This window comes from Streptomyces sp. NPDC000134 (assembly GCF_042899225.1).
In the GTDB taxonomy this organism is placed as follows: Bacteria; Actinomycetota; Actinomycetes; order Streptomycetales; family Streptomycetaceae; genus Streptomyces.
The window spans coordinates 64,206-82,124 of sequence record NZ_JBIAZN010000022.1 but is presented as its reverse complement, the minus strand read 5'-3'; the positions used below and the strand labels follow the sequence as shown (position 1 = coordinate 82,124).

Below are 17,919 nucleotides of genomic sequence, written 5' to 3'. Positions count from 1 at the left end.
ACGCGGGGGCCCGCCCGCGGGGCATGGGGAACCGGTGGCCGAAGCGCGGGAACGCGCCGGCCCGCCACGGCACGCACCGGTCCGGGCAGGGACCGGTGGCGCGGGATCAGTGGCGGGGGCGCAGGTGCCGGTCGAGTGAGTCGAGCGCGCCCAGGGCGGAGCCGAGGGCGTCCAGCTCACCGTCGGTCAGTGCGCGCAGCGCCCGGCTGAGGTGGGCGCTCATCAGGTCCTCGACCTCGGTGAGCGCCTGCCGGGAGGTCGCCGTCAGATGCAGGTGCGCGACCCGCTTGTCGGACGGGTCCTGGCGGCGCTGGAGGAGACCCTGCTCGGTCAACTGGGTGACCAGCGCGCTGACGTTGTTCGGCTTCATCAGCAGGGCCTCGGCGGCGGCGCGGACGGTGACGCCGTCGTGTTCCTCGACGTGCCGCAGCAGGGCCAACTGCGCCTCGGGCGGCTTGGGGTGCGCGTAGTGCCGCGACACCTGCCGGTCCAGGGCCCGAGCGAGCGACGGCAGGGACGACCCGAGGCGCGCGGCCACGTGGTCGATGTCCTGCGCGGACGCGGTGTTCTCGGGCATACCCGGCAATGTATGTATGGACCTATACCTATGTCAAGTCAGGTACTTGCCCGGCCGGGCGGGCGCCGGACCGGGCCGGGCGGGCGCCGGGCCGGGCTGGCGCTGGGCCGGGCAGGCGCTCCGCCGAACTGGGCTGGGCTAAGCTGAAGCGGAACATCGCTCCCGTTACGGGGCGATCCGACCGGAGGGAGAGCGCGGTGGCCACCGCGGACGAGGCCGGCCGGCCGCCGGCCCGGGGCAAGCGGGCCGACGCACAGCGCAACCAGCGCAAACTGCTGACCGCCGCCGCCGAGGTGTTCGCCGTCTCGGGGGTCGACGCGCCGATCCGTGAGATCGCGGCGCGGGCGGGCGTCGGCATGGGCACCATCTACCGCCACTTCCCCACCCGGGCGGACCTCGTCGTCGCCGTCTACCGGCACCAGGTGGAGGCGTGCGCCCAGGCCGGGCCCGAGCTGCTCGCCCGGACCGGCTCGCCGTACGCCGCGCTGCGGGAGTGGATCGACCTCTTCGTCGACTTCCTGGTCACCAAGCACGGCCTGGCCAACGCGCTGATGCCGGACGCGGAGGGCTTCGAGACCCTGCACACCTACTTCGTGGACCGGCTGCTGCCGGTCGCCGAGCGACTGCTCGACGCCGCGGCCGAGGCCGGTGAGATCGAGCCCGGCACCGACCCGTACCACCTGATGCGCGGCGTCGGGAACCTCTGTGTCGGCCGGGACAGCGACCCCCGCTACGACCCCCGCCCGCTGATCGCCCTCCTCCTGCGCGGACTCCGGCGAGCGCCGCGGCCGTCCTGACCCGAGGGGTCAGTGGCCGCCGGTGAGCTGTCCGGCGAGCCTGCCGTGCAGGGCGGCGCTGGGCGCGTCGAACCCGACGAGGGTCACCTTCTTGCCGCGTTCGGCGTACTTGGCCCCGACGGTGTCCAGCGCGGCGACGGACGAGGCGTCCCAGATCCGGGTGCCGGAGAGGTCGATGACCACGTCGTCGGGGTCGTCCCGGTAGTCGAACCGCTGGACGAGACCGTCGGCCGAGGCGAAGAACAGCTCGCCGGTGACCGCGTACACGACCCGCCCGCCGTCCGGGCCGGCGACGGCCGAGACGTCGATCCGGTGGGCGACCCGCCGGGCGAAGATCATCATCGCGGCGACCGACCCGGTCACCACGCCGATGGCGAGATTGCTGGTGGCCACCACGACGATCACCGTGAGGATCATGACGGCCGTCTCGCCCGGCGGCATCCGGCGCAGGGTCCGGGGCCGTACCGAGTGCCAGTCGAAGGTGCCCACCGACACCATGACCATCACGGCGACCAGCGCGGCCATCGGGATGTCGGAGACGACGGGGCCGAAGACGACGCACAGCACCATCAGGAAGACCCCGGCGAGGAAGGTGGACAGCCGGGTGCGGGCCCCGGACACCTTCACGTTGATCATCGTCTGGCCGATCATGGCGCAGCCGCCCATGCCGCCGAAGAAGCCGGTGACGAGGTTGGCGACGCCCTGGCCGATGGACTCGCGGGTCTTGTCGGAGCGGGTGTCGGTGATGTCGTCCACCAGCTTCGCGGTCATCAGCGACTCCATCAGCCCGACCAGCGCCATCGCGAGCGCGTAGGGCGCGACGGTGGTCAGGGTGTCCAGGGTGAACGGCACGTCCGGCAGGCCCGGCACCGGCAGGGCGGACGGCAGCTCGCCCTGGTCGCCGACGGTCGGCACCGCGATGCCGGCGGCGACCGTGACCACCGTCAGGACGACGATGGAGACCAGCGGAGCCGGGACCACCCGGGTGACCCGGGGGAAGAACACCAGCAGGGCCAAGCCGGCGGCGACCAGCGGATAGACCGCCCAGGGCACGTCCCGCATCTGCGGCACCTGCGCCATGAAGATCATGATCGCGAGGGCGTTGACGAACCCGACCATCACCGAACGCGGCACGAACCGCATCAGCCGGGCCACGCCCAGCGCGCCCAGGACGATCTGGAAGACGCCGGCCAGGATGACGGCGGCGACCAGGTACCCCAGCCCGTGCTCGCGGTTGAGCGGGGCGATCACCAGGGCCACCGCCCCGGTGGCGGCGGAGATCATCGCCTTGCGGCCGCCGACGACCGAGATGACGACCGCCATGGTGAACGAGGCGAACAGGCCGATCCGGGGCTCCACCCCGGCGATCACCGAGAAGGAGATGGCCTCGGGGATCAGCGCCAGGCCCACCACCAGACCGGCCAGCACCTCGGTCCGCAGGACCTTCGGGGAGGCGAGCCAGTCCGGCCGGGACAGGCGCGGGGTGCGGGCCGGGGACAGCGGTGAGGACATGCGACCGTTTCCGTTCGGGCGCGGCGGTCCGGCTCTTCGGACGGACACGTGCGCGTCGTGCGTACTGACGAGGGGCCGCCGGGCCCCCTCCGGCAGCGGCAGGGAACTCTACCCCGGCGTCCCGGCCGGGGCGTCCGCCGGTACCCGGGCCGCGGGGCGGGCGGACCGGGCGCGGTGGAGCTGGGCGTACCGGCCGTCGGCGGCGAGGAGTTCGTCGTGGGTGCCGCGTTCCACGATGCGGCCGGCCTCGACGACCAGGATCTGGTCGGCGGCCCGGATCGTGGACAGGCGGTGGGCGATCACCAGGGCCGTCCTGCCCTCCAGCGCCTCGGCGAGGGCCTCCTGGACGGCCGCCTCGGAGGTGTTGTCCAGGTGGGCGGTGGCCTCGTCGAGGATGACCACGCGCTGGCGGGCCAGCAGCAGCCGGGCGATGGTCATCCGCTGGCGTTCGCCGCCGGAGAGCCGGTAGCCGCGCTCGCCGACCACCGTGTCCAGGCCGTCGGGCAGGGACCGTACGAGGGTGTCCAGCCGGGCCCGGCCGAGCGCGGCCCACAGGTCGTCCTCGGCGGCGTCCGGCCGGGCGAGCAGCAGGTTGGCGCGGACGGTGTCGTGGAAGAGGTGGCCGTCCTGGGTGACCATGCCGACGGTGTCCCGCAGCGACCGGGCGGTCAGGTCGCGGACGTCGACGCCGCCGACGCGCACGGTGCCGGAGCCGGCGTCGTACAGGCGCGGCACGAGCTGGGCGATGGTGGACTTGCCCGCGCCGGAGGAGCCGACCAGGGCGACGGTCTGCCCGGGTTCGGCGCGGAAGGAGACGCCGTGCAGGACCTCGGCGCCGCCCCGGGTGTCCAGGGCGGCGGTCTCCTCCAGGGAGGCGAGGGAGACCTTGTCGGCGGACGGGTAGCCGAAGCGGACGTCGTCGAACTCGACGGCCACGGGGCCGTCCGGGACCGTGCGGGCGCCGGGCTTCTCGGCGATGAGCGGTTCCAGGTCGAGCACCTCGAAGACCCGCTCGAAGCTGACGAGGGCGCTCATCACCTCCACGCGCGCCCCGGCGAGCGCGGTGAGCGGCGCGTACAGGCGGGTGAGCAGCAGCGCGAGGGAGACGACGGCGCCGGGCTCCAGGCTGCCGCGCAGGGCGTAGAAGCCGCCGAGGCCGTAGACGAGGGCCAGGGCGAGCGCGGAGACCAGGGTGAGGGCGGTGATGAACGCGGCCTGCGCGGTCGCGGTGCGCACCCCGATGTCGGCGACCCGGCCGGCGCGGAGCGCGAACTGGGCCGACTCCTCCTCGGGGCGGCCGAACAGCTTGATCAGGGTGGCGCCGGGCGCGGAGAACCGCTCGGTCATCCGGGTGCCCATCGACGCGTTCAGGGCGGCGGCCTCGCGCTGCATCCGGGCCATCCGGGTGCCCATCCGCCGGGCCGGGACCACGAAGACCGGCAGCAGCACCAGCGCGAGCAGGGTGATCTGCCAGGACAGGCCGAGCATGACGGCGAGGGTGAGCAGCAGCGTCACCACGTTGCCGACCACCCCGGACAGGGTGTTGCTGAAGGCGCGCTGGGCGCCGATGACGTCGTTGTTGAGGCGGGAGACCAGCGCTCCCGTACGGGTACGCGTGAAGAACGCGACGGGCATGCGCTGCACATGATCGAACACGGTCGTGCGCAGATCGAGGATGAGTCCCTCCCCCAGCGTCGCCGACAGCCTCCGGGAGAGGATGCCGAGCACCGCCTCCGCGACCGCGATCGCGGCGATCAGCAGGGCGAGCCGGACCACGGTGCCCTCGTCGCCGCCCGACACGAGCGCGTCGACGACGTGTCCGGCCAGGACGGGGGTGGCGACGGCGAGCAGCGCGGTCACCACCCCGAGCAGCAGGAAGACGGTGATACGGCGGCGGTGCGGGCGGGCGAAGGCGCCGATGCGGCGCAGGGTGGCGCGGGCGAAGGGGCGGCGGTCCCGCTCGGCGTTCAGCACGCCGTGCAGTTGGGTCCAGGCGGTGGTCTCCATGCTCATGCCGATGACGCTAGAACCTCGACCTTCCTTGGGGTCAAGGACCGGCCGCTGTCCACCCGTAAACCGCCGTCCCCGTGGCTGCCACCCGCCGTTGGGCCGGGGCGGGGAGGCTTCCGGGGTGTGACAGAAGCCGTGACAGCAGCGACAGCGGTACGACGCCCCGACGCTCCCCCGGCACCTCACGCACCGCCGGTCCCCGAAGCCCTGCCGGTCCCCGAAGTACCGCCGATCCCCGGAGCCCCACCGGCCCTCGAAGCCCCACCGCTCCCGGAAGCCTGGCCGGCCCCCGGAGCCCCACCGCTCCCCGAAGCCCCGCCGATGCCCGGAGCCCTCTCGCGGCGGTTGTGCCGTCGCCTCCCCGTCCGGCAGGTGCTCTGTCTCGTTCCGCCGCTGCTCGTCGCCGTGGTGGCGGTGCGGCACCGGTCGGTGCTCGCGCAAGGGTTCGGCCATCTCGCCGAGGCCCGCTGGCCGTGGCTGCTGGCCGCGGCCGGCGTGACCTGTCTGACCTGGGTGGCCGCCGCCTGCACCCGGCAGGGGGCGGTGGTGGAGCGGCTGCCCCGGCGGCGGTTGCTGGCCGCCCAGTTCGCGGCGGGCGCGGCCAACCACCTGCTGCCCACCGGGCTGGGCGCGAGCGCGGTCAACCTGCGGTTCATGACGGTGTGCGGGGTGCCGCTCGCCCGTTCCTCGGCGGCGCTCGCCCTGTATCTGCTGGCCGAGAGCGTCGGCCGGGTGGCCCTGCTGGGCGCGCTGCTGCTCGCGTTCCCCGGGGCGCTGCGCCTGGGGGCACTGCTGCCCGAGGGCTTCCTCGGGCCGCTGCTGCTCGCCGGGGCGGCGGCGCCGGTGGTGGCGGCGGGCGTGCTGGCGCCGGCCCCCCGGGTGCGCGCGGCCGTGGCGTCGTTCCTGCGCACGGCGCTCGGCGAGGCGCGTTCGGTGCACGCCCGGCCGGCGCGGGCGCTGGCCCTGTGGGGCGGTGCGCTGGCCTTCCCGGCGTTGCAGGCGGCCGGGCTGGCGCTGGTGGGCCGGGCCCTGGAACTGCCGGTGCCGGCCGCGCACCTGGCGGTGGCGTACCTCGCGGCGACGGTCGCGGTCGCGCTGGTGCCGGCCCCGGGCGGCATCGGCTCGGTCGAGGCGGCGCTGGTGATGGCCCTGGTCGCGGCGGGCGGCCCGGTTGCGCTGTCCACGGCGGTGGTGCTGGCCTACCGGATCATCACCGTCTGGCTGCCGCTGCCGCCGGGGGCGCTGACCCTGGCGGCGCTGGTGCGGCTGAAGGTGATCTGACGTCCCGGTGGCCGAAGCCGCACCCCGCCCGGCCGGCGCGGTGCGGCCCACCCGGCGGGATGCGGCAGGATGAGCGGTCGCGCCGCTCGGACACTGTGCCGAGCGGCGTGCAAGTCCTACCGGAAACGAGCAGGTGACGACGTGACGAGACTTCACATCCGGCCGTCGGCGAGCACTCTCGCCGCCGTTGCCGTCCCCGGAGGTGACCGGTGACCCGCGACCTCACCGTGGACGACCTGGTGTTCGCCGGCATCGCGCTGGCCGCCGGGCTGATCGGCGCCTTCCTGCTGCGCATGCTGCTGCGCTGGCTGGGCGAGCACGCCGGCCGTACCCGCTGGAGCGGCGACGACGTGATCGTGGACGCGCTGCGCTCGGTGGTGCCGTGGGGCGCCGTGCTGGGCGGCACGGCGGGCGCCGCGGCGGCGCTGCCGCTGACCCGGACGGTGCAGCACAACGTCAACCAGGTGCTGACGGTCCTGTTCATCGCCGTGGTGACGGTGTCGGCGGCCCGGGTCATCGCCGGGCTGGTGCGGACCGTGACCACGTCCCGCTCCGGGGTGGCCGGCTCGGCCACGATCTTCGTCAACATCACCCGGGTCCTGGTCCTCGCCATCGGCTTCCTGGTGGTGCTCCAGACCCTCGGCATCTCCATCGCGCCGATGCTCACCGCGCTGGGCGTGGGCGGTCTGGCGGTCGCCCTGGCGCTCCAGGACACCCTCGCCAACCTCTTCGCGGGCATCCACATCCTCGCCTCCAAGACCGTGCAGCCCGGCGACTACATCCGGCTCAGCAGCGGCGAGGAGGGCTATGTGGAGGACATCAACTGGCGGCAGACCACCGTCAGCGACCTGTCCAACAACCTGATCGTGATCCCCAACGGGCAGCTCGCCAAGACCAACATGACCAACTTCATGCGGCCCGAGCAGCGGCTGACCATCACGGTCCAGGTCGGGGTGGCGTACGACAGCGATCTGGAGCTGGTGGAGCGGGTGACGTCCGAGGTGGTCACCGAGGTGATGACGGAGATCACCGGCGCCGTCCCGGAGCACGAGCCGGCGGTCCGCTTCCACACCTTCGGCGACTCGCGGATCGGCTTCATGGTGATCCTGGGCGTCGGCGAGTTCAGCGACCAGTACCGGATCAAGCACGAGTTCATCAAGCGCCTGCACCGGCGCTACCGCGACGAGGGCATCCGCATCCCGGCGCCGGCCCGGACCGTCGCGCTCCAGCAGGGTGCCGTGGTCTTCCCGCACCAGCGCAGCGGCGAGGAGATCACCGCGCGCTGAACGGACGCCGAAGAGGCGGGGGCCGTCCGAATTCTCCCGGCGGCCCCTGTCGAGTCACGGTCGATCACGAGATATCTTGATGTCGAGCAATGTTGCAGACGTGGAGCGGAGCACCCGGTGACTGACTCGACCATCATCTATACGCACACTGACGAGGCCCCGGCCCTGGCGACATATTCCTTCCTGCCGGTGATCCGGGCCTACGCCGCGCAGGCGGGCGTCGCGGTGGAGACCCGCGACATCTCGCTGGCCGGGCGCATCATCGCCGTGTTCCCGGAGTACCTCACCGAGGACCAGCGCATTCCGGACGCCCTGGCGGAGCTGGGCGAGCTGGCCAAGACCCCCGCGGCCAACATCATCAAGCTGCCGAACATCTCGGCGTCGATCCCGCAGCTCAAGGCCGCCGTCGCCGAGCTGCAGAGCCAGGGCTACGCGCTGCCGGACTACCCGGACGACCCGAAGACCGACGAGGAGCGCGAGATCCGCGCCCGCTACGACAAGGTCAAGGGCTCCGCGGTCAACCCGGTCCTGCGCGAGGGCAACTCCGACCGCCGCGCCCCGGCGTCGGTGAAGAACTACGCCAAGACCCACCCGCACCGCATGGGCGCCTGGACCGGCGAGTCGAAGACCAACGTCGCGACCATGGGCGAGAACGACTTCCGCTCCACCGAGAAGTCCGTGGTCATCGCCGAGGACGGCACCCTGCGCATCGAGCTGGTGGGCGACGACGGCTCCACCACCGTGCTGCGCGAGTCGGTACCGGTGAAGCAGGGCGAGGTCGTCGACGCCTCGGTGCTGCGCGTGGCCGCGCTGCGCGAGTTCCTCACCGCGCAGGTCGCCCGCGCCAAGCAGGAGGGCGTGCTGTTCTCCGTGCACCTGAAGGCCACGATGATGAAGGTCTCCGACCCGATCATCTTCGGTCACGTGGTGCGCGCCTTCTTCCCGAAGACGTTCGCGCAGTACGGCGAGACGCTCGCCAAGGCCGGGCTGACCCCGAACGACGGCCTGGGCGGCATCTACAAGGGCCTGGAGTCGCTGCCCGAGGGCGCCGAGATCAAGGCGTCCTTCGACGCCGAGCTGGCCGAGGGCCCGGAGCTGGCGATGGTCGACTCCGACAAGGGCATCACCAACCTGCACGTCCCCTCCGACGTCATCATCGACGCCTCGATGCCGGCCATGATCCGCACCTCCGGCCACATGTGGGGCCCGGACGGGCAGGAGCACGACGCCCTCGCCGTCATCCCGGACTCCTCCTACGCCGGCGTGTACCAGGCCGTCATCGATGACTGCCGCGCCAACGGCGCCTACGACCCCGCCACCATGGGCTCGGTCCCGAACGTGGGCCTGATGGCGCAGAAGGCCGAGGAGTACGGCAGCCACGACAAGACCTTCGAAATCCCGGTGACCGGCACCGTCCGCCTGGTCGACGGCGACGGCACCGCCGTCATCGAGCAGGCCGTCTCCGCCGGTGACATCTTCCGCGCCTGCCAGACCAAGGACGCCCCGATCCGCGACTGGGTCAAGCTGGCCGTCACCCGCGCCCGCGCCACCGGCGACCCGGCCGTGTTCTGGCTGGACGAGACCCGCGCCCACGACGCCAACCTGATCGCCAAGGTGAAGCAGTACCTGACGGAGCACGACACCGAGGGCCTGGACATCCGGGTCCTGAACCCGGTCGAGGCGACCGAGCTGTCGGTGGAGCGCATCCGCCGCGGCGAGAACACCATCTCGGTCACCGGCAACGTGCTGCGCGACTACCTCACCGACCTCTTCCCCATCCTGGAGCTGGGCACCAGCGCCAAGATGCTGTCGGTGGTCCCGCTGATGGCGGGCGGCGGCCTGTTCGAGACCGGCGCCGGCGGCTCCGCGCCCAAGCACGTCCAGCAGTTGGTCAAGGAGAACTACCTGCGCTGGGACTCCCTGGGTGAGTTCTTCGCCCTGGTGCCGTCCCTGGAGCAGTACGCCGAGACCACCGGCAACACCCGTGCCAAGGTCCTGGCCGACACCCTCGACCGCGCGACGGCGACCTTCCTCGACGAGGACAAGTCCCCGACCCGCCGCGTCGGCGGCATCGACAACCGCGGCAGCCACTTCTACCTGTCCCTGTACTGGGCGCAGGAGCTGGCGCGGCAGACCGACGACGCCGACCTGGCGAAGACCTTCGCGCCGCTGGCCGAGAAGCTCGCCGCCGACGAGGCGAAGATCGTCGAGGAGCTGAACGCCGTGCAGGGCGAGCCGGCCGACATCGGCGGCTACTACCAGCCCGACCCGGCCAAGGCCGCCCGGGTCATGCGCCCGTCGGCGACCTGGAACGAGACGCTGGCCTCCCTCGCCTGACCCCCGCCAGTCCCCCCGGGCACCCCGCCCCCTCCCCCGCGCGGAGGGGGCGGGGTGCCCGTCTTCGTGACCGACCGGAGCGGCCCCGCCCATGACCGACGCCCCGTCCTTCGCGCTGCTGCCCGGCGCCGCGCACTCCCCCGTGATCCTGCACGTCCCGCACTCCGCCCGGCGGGTCCCGCCCGCCGTCCGGTCCGGCATCGTGCTGGCCGACGCGGAACTGGACCGGGAGCTGGACCATCTCACCGACGCGCACACCGCCGAACTGGCCGAGGCGGCGGCCGCCCTCGCCGGGACCCGGCCGTGGCGGTTCGTCAACCGGCTCTCCCGGCTGGTCGTCGACCCCGAGCGGTTCCCGGACGAGCGCGAGGAGATGACGGCCGTCGGCATGGGCGCCGTCTACACCCGGACCGCGCACGGCGCCGTGCTGCGGCCCGCGGACACCGACCCGGAACCGCTGATCGAGCGGTACTTCCGGCCGTACGCGCAGGCGATGACCGAGGCGGTCGCCGGCCGGCTCGCCGCCACCGGCCGGGCCGTGATCGTCGATGTGCACTCCTACCCCAGCGAGCGGCTCCCGTACGAACTGCACGGCGACGGACCACGCCCGCCGGTCTGCCTGGGTACCGACGCCTTCCACACCCCGCCCGCCCTGCTGGCCGCCGCGCGGGAGGCGTTCGCCGGGTGCGGGGGGACGGGGCTGGACAGCCCGTTCGCGGGGACGTACGTACCGCTGGAGTTCTACGGCGAGCGGGCCGAGGTCGGCGCGCTGATGGTGGAGATCCGCCGCGACACCTACATGAGCGAGCCGGGCGGCCCGGCCGGCCCCGGCCTGGACCGACTGGCCGGGGCGCTCGCGGCGCTGGTCGACGCCGTCTCGCGCTGACCGGCGGGTGCCCGTCCGCGCCGGCGGGCGGGCACCCGCGTGCCGCGGGTCAGGCGCGCAGCCACTCCGTGACGACGACCTCGCCGCCCGCCCGCAGGCGCAGCGCGAACGGACCGGCCGGCGGGACGTCGGCGGTGAACCGGCCCAGGTCGTCGGCGGCGAGCGCGTGAGCGCTCTGCGGTCCGCTCAGCACCTCGATCCGGGCCGGCTGCGGCGGCATCACCTGCCCGATCAGCCCCTGCGCGCTCACCTCGACGTCGAGGCTCACCTCGCCCGCGTGGAAGGTCAGCATCCGCGGCGGATCGGTCTCGCCCCGCACCGGGATGGCGTCGACCAGCGAGTCGAAGGCCAGCTCGGCCAGGCGGGCGTCCAGGTCGTGCAGCGCGAACGCCTCGACGGCGACCCGGCTCAGCTCGGCCGGCACCGGGTCCAGGATGGCCGCCGCCCCGCGCAGCTCCTCCTCCAGCAGCGACTCCTCGAAGCCCTCGTCATCGTGCGTACCCCGCTCGTTCATACCGCCTCCCGTGATTCGAGCCGGGCCCGCAGCCGGCGCAGACAGCGCTGGCGCGTCGGGCCGATGCTGCCCACGGCGATGCCCAGGGCCGCCGACACCTCCTGGTAACTGGGCTGCGGCGACGCGATCAGCACGCGCAGCAACTGCCTGCACCGCTCGCCCAGCGCCTCGAACTCCTGCCACAGCGTGCGGACCCGCTCGCTCTGGGCGGCGGCCTCCTCGGAGTCGAGCACGGCCTCCTCCGGCGTACGGTCCTCGCTGATCCGGTCCAGTACCTGCGGGTCGTCGGTCGGCGTCCAGCGGCGCGACGCCCGGAACACCTTCAGGCACTCGTGCCGCGCGGTGCTCGCCAGCCAGGAGCCGGCCTTCTCCGGTTCCCGGAGCCGGCCCAGGTGCTGGGCGAACCGGAACCAGGCCGTCTGGTACACCTCGTGCGCGTCCGCGTCGGACAGCCCGTGCGCGCGCACCACCGACCAGACCAGCGGGCCCAGCCCCTCCACCAGCGCCTTCCAGGCCCCCGCGTCACCGTCGGCGGCGGACTGGACGAGCGCGCCGACATCTGTACGGTCCACGGTCCCACCCCTCGTGTACGAGACGTCATCGTACGCCGTGGAGGGGGCCGTTCCGCCCGTCATGCGGCCTCGTTCGGCGGACCGACGGGCACCGGGCGCCATGTCGGCGGCAGCAGCGCCGGTACGTGCGCCCCGCGCACCTCGGCGTACTCGGCGTTGGCCGCGAGGAGTTGGCCCCGGGCCTTGCGCGGGTCGGTCTCGCCCTCGGCGGTCATGTGGGCGGCGACCAGGCCGGCGGCCACGGGGGCGGCGAAGGAGGTGCCGCTCCACTGCGCGTACCCCTCGAACATCACCTGGTCCGGCTTGCCGGGGACCTCGCCCGGCTCGCTCAGCACCCCGGTGTGCCGGGGCTCCTGGCAGGTGCAGGTGTAGCCGAAGCCGAACCGGCAGGCGTCGTAGGTGGAGTGCTGGTAGACGTACGGGACGGGCGTGCGGAAGCCGGTGAGGGCGCCGACGAGGCGCTCGCCGGGGGCGTACGCCTTGACCCAGGCGCCGTGGTTGGTGAAGCAGGCGCCGTACTCGCCGTCGCCGCGCAGCGCGCCCACCGACAGCACCGCGGACTCCCAGCCGGGCAGGTCGGCGTAGGCGGCGGGCCAGAACGGGGTGGCGCTGCCGTTGTTGCCGGCGGCGGCGACCAGCAGGGTGCCCTGGTCGCGGAGTTCCTCCATGAACGCCTGGATGCCGAGCAGGCCGTCGGTGCGGCCGTTGGAGGTGCCGGCGGAGAGGCTGAGGACGGCGGGCCAGCCGTCCCGGTCCACGGCCTCGAACAGCTTCTCGCCGAACTCGTACTCCAGGATCGCCCCGGCGTCGTTGAGGGTGTTGCGCACGATGATGTCCGTGTTGGGCGCGACGGCCGCGAGGAGCCCGGCGATGAACGTGCCGTGGCCGACGTACTGCTGGAGCACTCCGGTGTCGTCGCACTCCTGGAGCTGCGCGTCGCCCCGGGTGTGGGCCAGCAGCGGGCAGTCGCGGTGGTCGGCCATCAGGCCGGTGTCGATGACGATGACGCCGACCGCGGTCTCGGCGTCGTAGGGCGTGCCGGCCGGTGCCGGGTTGGGCCGCTCGGTGCGGGCCACGGGCACCGGTTCGTCGCCGGGGCAGGCGTTGACGGCGATGTGCACCACGTGGTTGCGGCTGACGAGTCTGCGTCCCGTGCGGCCCTCCGCCGCCCGCAGGGAGCGCAGCGCGTTCGCCACGGCCGGGTCGCCGCTGTGGTCGCCCCGGGCGGGGTCGCCGACCTGGATGCGGGTGACGCCGGTGCGGTTGGTCTCCGGGCCGGCCCGGCGCACGTGGTCGGCGGTGAGGTGGGGGGCGGCGGTGAAGTGCTCGCGGACCGTGTCCTCGACCAGGCGGGCCTCCTCGCCGTCGCGGGCGAGTACGACGCCCTTCTCGTAGAAGAACTCGGCGGAGTCGTCCGGGCCCATCGCCAGGGGGACGTCGGGCATCGAGCGCTGGATCTGGTCGAACTGCTCGCGGAATCGCTGTGGTGCCATGGCGGGTCCTCCTACTGAGGCGTCGGTCGTCAATCAGAGTCCGCACGCTGCCGATTGATACAGACCCGAATCTGTGTGGCGCGGTTGCGGAGCACTACCATCCATGGGGTGACAGCGGGAAGCGACTCGGTTCTCGAACTGCTGCCGATGGTGTTCGCCGCCCCGAACGAGGCACTGGCGAGGGCGGAGAAGGTGCTGGGCGCCGCTCCGCCGCCGCTGCACGCCTCGGTCGCCCACCAGGTGATCGGCATCTGGCAGCGGGACTTCGGCGACACCCGCCTGGCCCTGGACCACCTGCGGCGCGCCCGTGACCTCGCGGCCGGCGCGGACTCCGCGGACCGGGAGGCGGACGTGCTGGCCACCCTCGGGGTCGCGCTGGTGCACGCGGGGCGCACCCGGGAGGGCCTGGCCGCCTTCGAACGGGGCGTGCGCCGGGGCGCGGGGCACACCAGGGCGCGGGTGCGGTACCGGCGGGCGTACGTGTGGTGGGTGCTGGGCCGGCACGGCGAGGCGCTGGAGGACGTGCGCCGGGCGATACCGGTGCTGCGGCAGGCCGACGACACGATCTGGACGGCGCGGGCGCTGACGCTGCGGGCCACCGTCCATCTGGCGCTGGGCGCGGTGGACCGGGCGGACGCCGACTTCACGGCGGCGGAGGCACTGTGGGACACCACGGGCCAGGAGCACGACAAGGCCGACGCGGTGGAGAGCCGGGGGCTGGCCGCGTTCCGCTCCGGGGACATCCCGGCCGCGCTGAAGCTGCTGGACGAGGCCGAGGAGCGGTACGCGGCGCTGGGCACGCCGACGTTCGTGCTGAACATCCGGCGCTGCGAGGTCCTGATGGCGGCGGGGCTCGCCCCGGAGGCGCTGGCCGAGGCGGACACCGCGATCGCGGTGCTGGACGGCATCGGCGGGCAGTCCACCCGCAAGGCGGAACTGCTGCTGGTGGCGGCGCGGGCGGCCCGGCTGGCGGGGGACGCGCAGACCGCGATAGCCCGCGCGGCCGTCGCCGTGCGGCTGTTCGCGGCGCAGCGCCGCACCTGGTACGAGACGCACGCCCGGCTGGTGCTGATCGAGGCCCGGGTGGCGACCGGGCGGGCCTCGGGGCGGCTGGTCGGGGAGGCGGCGGCGGTGGCGGAGAAGCTGGCCTCGTTCGGGTCGCCGGCCGCGCCGGAGGCGTCGCTGCTGGCGGGGCGGATCGCGCTGGGCCTGGACTGGACGGCGGACGCGGAGCGGCATCTGTCGGTGGCCGCCCGCAGCCGGCACAACGGGCCGCCGCTGGCCCGGATGACGGGTTGGGCGGCGCAGGCGCTGCGGGCGCGGGCCGCCGGGTCGGCGCGGGGGGTGCTGGAGGCGTGCCGGCGCGGCCTGGACGTGCTGGACGACCACCGGATGACGCTGGGCGCCTCGGAGCTGCGGGCCCGCGCCACCGCGCAGGGCGCGGAGCTGGCCGCGCTGGCGCAGCGGGCCTCGCTCGCCTCGGGCGGGCCGCGGCGGCTGCTGGTGTGGAGCGAGCGGTGGCGGGCGACGGTGCTGGCCGCGCCGCCCACCCGGCCGCCGGCCGACCCGGCGCTGCTCAGCGACCTCACCGCGTTCCGGGTCATCGCGGCCCGCGCGGAGGACGCCCGGATGGAGGGGCGGCCGGTCGCCGCGCTGGAGCGGGAGCAGCGGCGGCTGGAGCGGGAGGTGCGGTCCCGGACCCTGCACATGCGGGGCGAGGCGCCGGGCGGCGGCGACCGGTTCGACGTCGGCCGGCTGCTGGCGGCGCTCGGGCAGGACGTACGGCTGGTGGAGCTGGCCGTGCTCGACGGGCGGGTGCAGGTGCTGCTGTGCGGCCAGGGGCGGGTGCGGCGGTTCGAGGGCGGGCTGCTCGCGGAGGCGGAGCAGGAGGCCGCGCATGTGCAGGCGGGGCTGCGGCGGCTGGCCCACCCGGGTGCCCAGGCGCGGCTTCCGCTGGTGGAGGCGGCGGGGCGGCGCCTGGAGGAGCTGCTGTTCGGTGCGGCGGCGGCGCAGCTCGGCTCCGGCCCCGTGGTCGTGGTGCCGCCGGCGCGGCTGCACATGGTGCCCTGGGCGCTGCTGCCCGCGCTGCGGGAGCGGGTGCTCAGCGTCTCCCCGTCGGCGAGCAGTTGGCTGCGCGCCCGGCGGACCGCGCCGCCGCCCGGGGGCCGGCACGTCCTGGTCCGCGGTCCGGGGCTGGCCAGCGGGGGTGCGGAGGTGCCGCTGCTCGCCCAGGGGTACGGCGGTGGGCGCGGCGCCGGCGGGGACGGGCGGCCGGTGGTCCTGGAGGGGGACGGGGCGCGGGTGCCGCGGGTGCTGCGGGAGCTGGACGGGGCGGCGCTGGCGCACATCGCGGCGCACGGCGCGTTCCGGGCGGACAGCCCGCTGTTCTCCTCGCTGCGGATGGCGGACGGGCCGCTCATCGTCCACGACTTCGAACGCCTGGACCGCAGCCCGTACCGGATCATCCTGTCCTGCTGCGAAACCGCCCGGTGCGCGTCCGTCGGCGCGGACGAGCTGCTCGGGCTGGTCACGGCCCTGCTGCCGCTCGGCACGGCCGGGGTGGTGGCGTGCAGCGCGCCGGTCAACGACGCGGCGGTGGTCCCGCTGATGCTCGCCCTGCACAAGGGCCTGGGCGCCGGGCTCTCCCTGGCCGAGGCGCTGCGCGACGCGCGGGCCTCGCTGCCGGGCGACGCGGTGCACCAGGCGACGGGGTGGGCGTTCTCGGCGTTCGGGGCGGCCTGAGCCTCACGCGGGCTGCGCCTCGGGCAGCTCCACCAGCCAGGGCAGGGTGCCGCGGTCGCCGACGCCGAGGCGGGCGTAGGCGCTGTAGAGGTGGTTGCCGACCGTGCGCACGGAGAGGGTGAGCCGCTCCGCGATCTGCCGGTTGCTCAGTCCGGCGGCGGCCAGGGTGACGATCTGCCGCTGCCGGGCGGTGAGTTCGCCGAGGACGAGGCCGGACAGGGCCGGGGTGCGGGCGCCCTGGCAGCGCCGGGCGAGGGCGACGGCCCGGGTCCGGGCGGTGCGCGCGGCGCCCGGGTCGCGGTGGACGGCGGCGGCCTGGGCGTACGCCTCGGCCGCGAACAGCAGGAACCCGCGCCGCCGCAGGTCCTCGGCCGCCCGGTCCAGGGCGGGCCCGTCGCCCCGGGCCAGGGCGTCGGCGTGTGCGGCGAACACCCCGCCCAGTTGTCCGGCGGCCCGCTCGGGCGCCCCGAGCCGTACGGCGTCGTAGGGGTCCTGGGCGACCGCCGCGACCGCGCCGGCGAGGTCCCCGCGTGCGGCGGCGGCCCAGACCGGCGCGGCGGCCGGGTCGCCGGCCGCCGGGGGCCCGGTCTGGGCCGCCGCCAGGGCGAGTTCGGTACGGCAGTCGGGGTCGTCCGGGGTGTGGCGCAGGCCCTCGCGGGCCCAGGCGGCGGCCTCTTTGAGGCGGCCGCCGAGGCGGGCGAAGCGGGCGCGGACCGCGGCGTCGGGGGCGGGCAGTCCCATGCCCTCGGCGACCAGCCACTCCCCCACGGGCGCGTCGGCCGGGCGGACGTCGGACCGCCGCGTGCGGCGGGTCAGGGCGGCCGTCTCGGCGGCGAGGGCGCGGGCGCACCGGTCGTCCGAGGCGCGGGCCAGCCTGCGGGCGCGCAGCCTGCCGGCCGTGGCGCGCAGGACGGGGCCGTGCAGGGGGTGGGCCAGGCGGGTGCCGCCGTCGGCGTCGACCTGGACCAGCCCCTCGGCCTCCAGTCGTTCCAGGACCCGTACGTCGAGGCCGTCCAGGTCCCAGTGGAGCGGCAGGGGTTCGGCGAAGGCGAGCCGCTGGAGGGTCTCGCGCGCCTCGTCCGGGACACGGTCGAGGTCCGGCGCGAGGCGTTCGCGCACGGCCGCGGTGACCGGCACCGGTCCCCGCCACGCCCATTCGCCGGTGTCCGGGGCCGGGCCGGGCGGCGTCCGGTCGCGCATCGCCGTCAGCAGCTCGCGCAGCAGCCGCAGGTCGCCCCGGCACAGGCGGTGCAGATGCCCGGCGGTGAGCGGTTCGGGCGCGGTGCCGACGGCCGCCGCGAGCAGGTCGGCGGTGTCCTCGCGGGGCAGCGGCCCGACGGCGAGCCGGGGCAGGAGGTCGCCGGTCCACAGCCGGGAGACGGCCTCCGGCGCGGCGGCGCCGTCGGTGGCGACGACCAGCAGCCGGGTGCGACCGTGCACGGCCGACTGGTGGACCAGGGCGGCGGAGGCGTCGTCGAGCCAGTGCGCGTCGTCGACCACCAGCAGCCGCACCCCGGCCAGGAACCGGGCGGCGCGGTGCAGCGTGACCGGCTCGGGCAGCAGGTGGGCGAAGGCGGCGAAGGGCAGGTCCCGGGTCTCGGGCGTGCCGGCCACGCGCAGGTGGTCGGTGCCGCGGACCGCCTCGGTGACCAGCCGGGTCTTGCCGTACCCGGCCGGGCCGGTGACCACGAGGCCGGGGCGGCCGGCGGTCACGGACCGGCGTACCAGCTCCAGTTCCTCCTCGCGCCCGGTGAACGGCCAGGGCGCTGCGGGCGCCTGGGCGCCCGGGGCGGGGATCGTCGCGTCGCAAGTCGTCACGACAACAGGAGCCGGAGTACTCATTCCTGATACAGGGCGACTTGAGTAGCCCTCGACTCAGGTGCCGGGACCGGCCGGGCGGCACGCTGTCGTC

At 74.8% G+C, this 17,919-nt stretch carries 13 protein-coding genes; 6 read left to right on the top strand and 7 right to left on the bottom strand.

All coding sequences use genetic code 11. From position 1 onward, the window contains the following. Positions 1-106: 106 nt before the first annotated feature. On the bottom strand, positions 107-577 hold the full coding sequence (locus ACFY32_RS28060) for a MarR family transcriptional regulator (RefSeq protein WP_359200787.1): 471 nt from the start codon (positions 575-577) through the stop codon (positions 107-109). A gap of 197 nt (positions 578-774) precedes the next feature. On the opposite strand from ACFY32_RS28060, the gene ACFY32_RS28055 reads away from it, so the two are divergent. Then, positions 775-1,374, top strand: coding sequence for a TetR/AcrR family transcriptional regulator (locus tag ACFY32_RS28055; RefSeq protein WP_359200785.1), 600 nt, complete (start codon positions 775-777; stop codon positions 1,372-1,374). Between the two features lie 9 nt (positions 1,375-1,383). Here the strand turns inward: ACFY32_RS28055 and ACFY32_RS28050 are convergent, their stop codons facing one another. Both ACFY32_RS28050 and ACFY32_RS28045 read right to left on the bottom strand, forming a co-directional pair. Then, the gene (locus ACFY32_RS28050; RefSeq protein ID WP_390675616.1) at positions 1,384-2,886 is read right to left on the bottom strand and encodes a SulP family inorganic anion transporter; all 1,503 of its coding nucleotides are present in this window, start codon (positions 2,884-2,886) and stop codon (positions 1,384-1,386) included. 108 nt (positions 2,887-2,994) lie between these two features. Continuing rightward, positions 2,995-4,899: an ABC transporter ATP-binding protein gene (locus ACFY32_RS28045; protein ID WP_390675615.1), complete on the bottom strand. Its 1,905-nt coding sequence runs from the start codon at positions 4,897-4,899 to the stop codon at positions 2,995-2,997. Positions 4,900-5,217: 318 nt separating this feature from the next. On the opposite strand from ACFY32_RS28045, the gene ACFY32_RS28040 reads away from it, so the two are divergent. The 4 genes from ACFY32_RS28040 to ACFY32_RS28025 all read left to right on the top strand — a co-directional run bounded on the left by ACFY32_RS28040 (position 5,218) and on the right by ACFY32_RS28025 (position 10,686). Next, a complete protein-coding gene (locus ACFY32_RS28040) occupies positions 5,218-6,177 on the top strand; it encodes a YbhN family protein (RefSeq protein ID WP_390675614.1) in 960 nt (319 codons plus the stop codon). Positions 6,178-6,386: 209 nt separating this feature from the next. Continuing rightward, entirely contained in the window at positions 6,387-7,463 is a 1,077-nt protein-coding gene (locus tag ACFY32_RS28035) for a mechanosensitive ion channel family protein (RefSeq protein ID WP_359200777.1), read from the top strand. A gap of 117 nt (positions 7,464-7,580) precedes the next feature. Then, positions 7,581-9,800 carry an NADP-dependent isocitrate dehydrogenase gene (locus ACFY32_RS28030; protein ID WP_359200775.1) on the top strand — a complete coding sequence of 740 codons (2,220 nt, stop codon included), beginning with the start codon at positions 7,581-7,583 and terminating at the stop codon, positions 9,798-9,800. A 91-nt stretch (positions 9,801-9,891) separates the two neighbouring features. Next, positions 9,892-10,686, top strand: coding sequence for an N-formylglutamate amidohydrolase (locus tag ACFY32_RS28025; protein WP_390675613.1), 795 nt, complete (start codon positions 9,892-9,894; stop codon positions 10,684-10,686). A 49-nt stretch (positions 10,687-10,735) separates the two neighbouring features. Here ACFY32_RS28025 and ACFY32_RS28020 read toward each other — a convergent pair whose 3' ends face one another. From ACFY32_RS28020 to ACFY32_RS28010, 3 genes are read right to left on the bottom strand one after another with little or no spacing between them, the layout of a single operon-like run. Next, positions 10,736-11,200, bottom strand: a complete 465-nt coding sequence (locus ACFY32_RS28020; protein ID WP_390675612.1) for a hypothetical protein — start codon at positions 11,198-11,200, stop codon at positions 10,736-10,738. Next, positions 11,197-11,835, bottom strand: coding sequence for an RNA polymerase sigma factor (locus ACFY32_RS28015; protein ID WP_390675611.1), 639 nt, complete (start codon positions 11,833-11,835; stop codon positions 11,197-11,199). Before ACFY32_RS28015 ends, ACFY32_RS28020 begins: the two co-directional genes overlap by 4 nt. After that, positions 11,832-13,265: a S8/S53 family peptidase gene (locus ACFY32_RS28010; RefSeq protein WP_359200767.1), complete on the bottom strand. Its 1,434-nt coding sequence runs from the start codon at positions 13,263-13,265 to the stop codon at positions 11,832-11,834. Before ACFY32_RS28010 ends, ACFY32_RS28015 begins: the two co-directional genes overlap by 4 nt. A 147-nt stretch (positions 13,266-13,412) precedes the next feature. Here ACFY32_RS28010 and ACFY32_RS28005 point away from each other — a divergent pair, with 147 nt between their 5' ends. After that, entirely contained in the window at positions 13,413-16,007 is a 2,595-nt protein-coding gene (locus ACFY32_RS28005; protein ID WP_359200877.1) for a CHAT domain-containing tetratricopeptide repeat protein, read from the top strand. Positions 16,008-16,010: 3 nt separating this feature from the next. Here ACFY32_RS28005 and ACFY32_RS28000 read toward each other — a convergent pair whose 3' ends face one another. Further along, on the bottom strand, positions 16,011-17,849 hold the full coding sequence (locus tag ACFY32_RS28000; protein ID WP_390675610.1) for a LuxR C-terminal-related transcriptional regulator: 1,839 nt from the start codon (positions 17,847-17,849) through the stop codon (positions 16,011-16,013). Positions 17,850-17,919 lie beyond the last annotated feature (70 nt).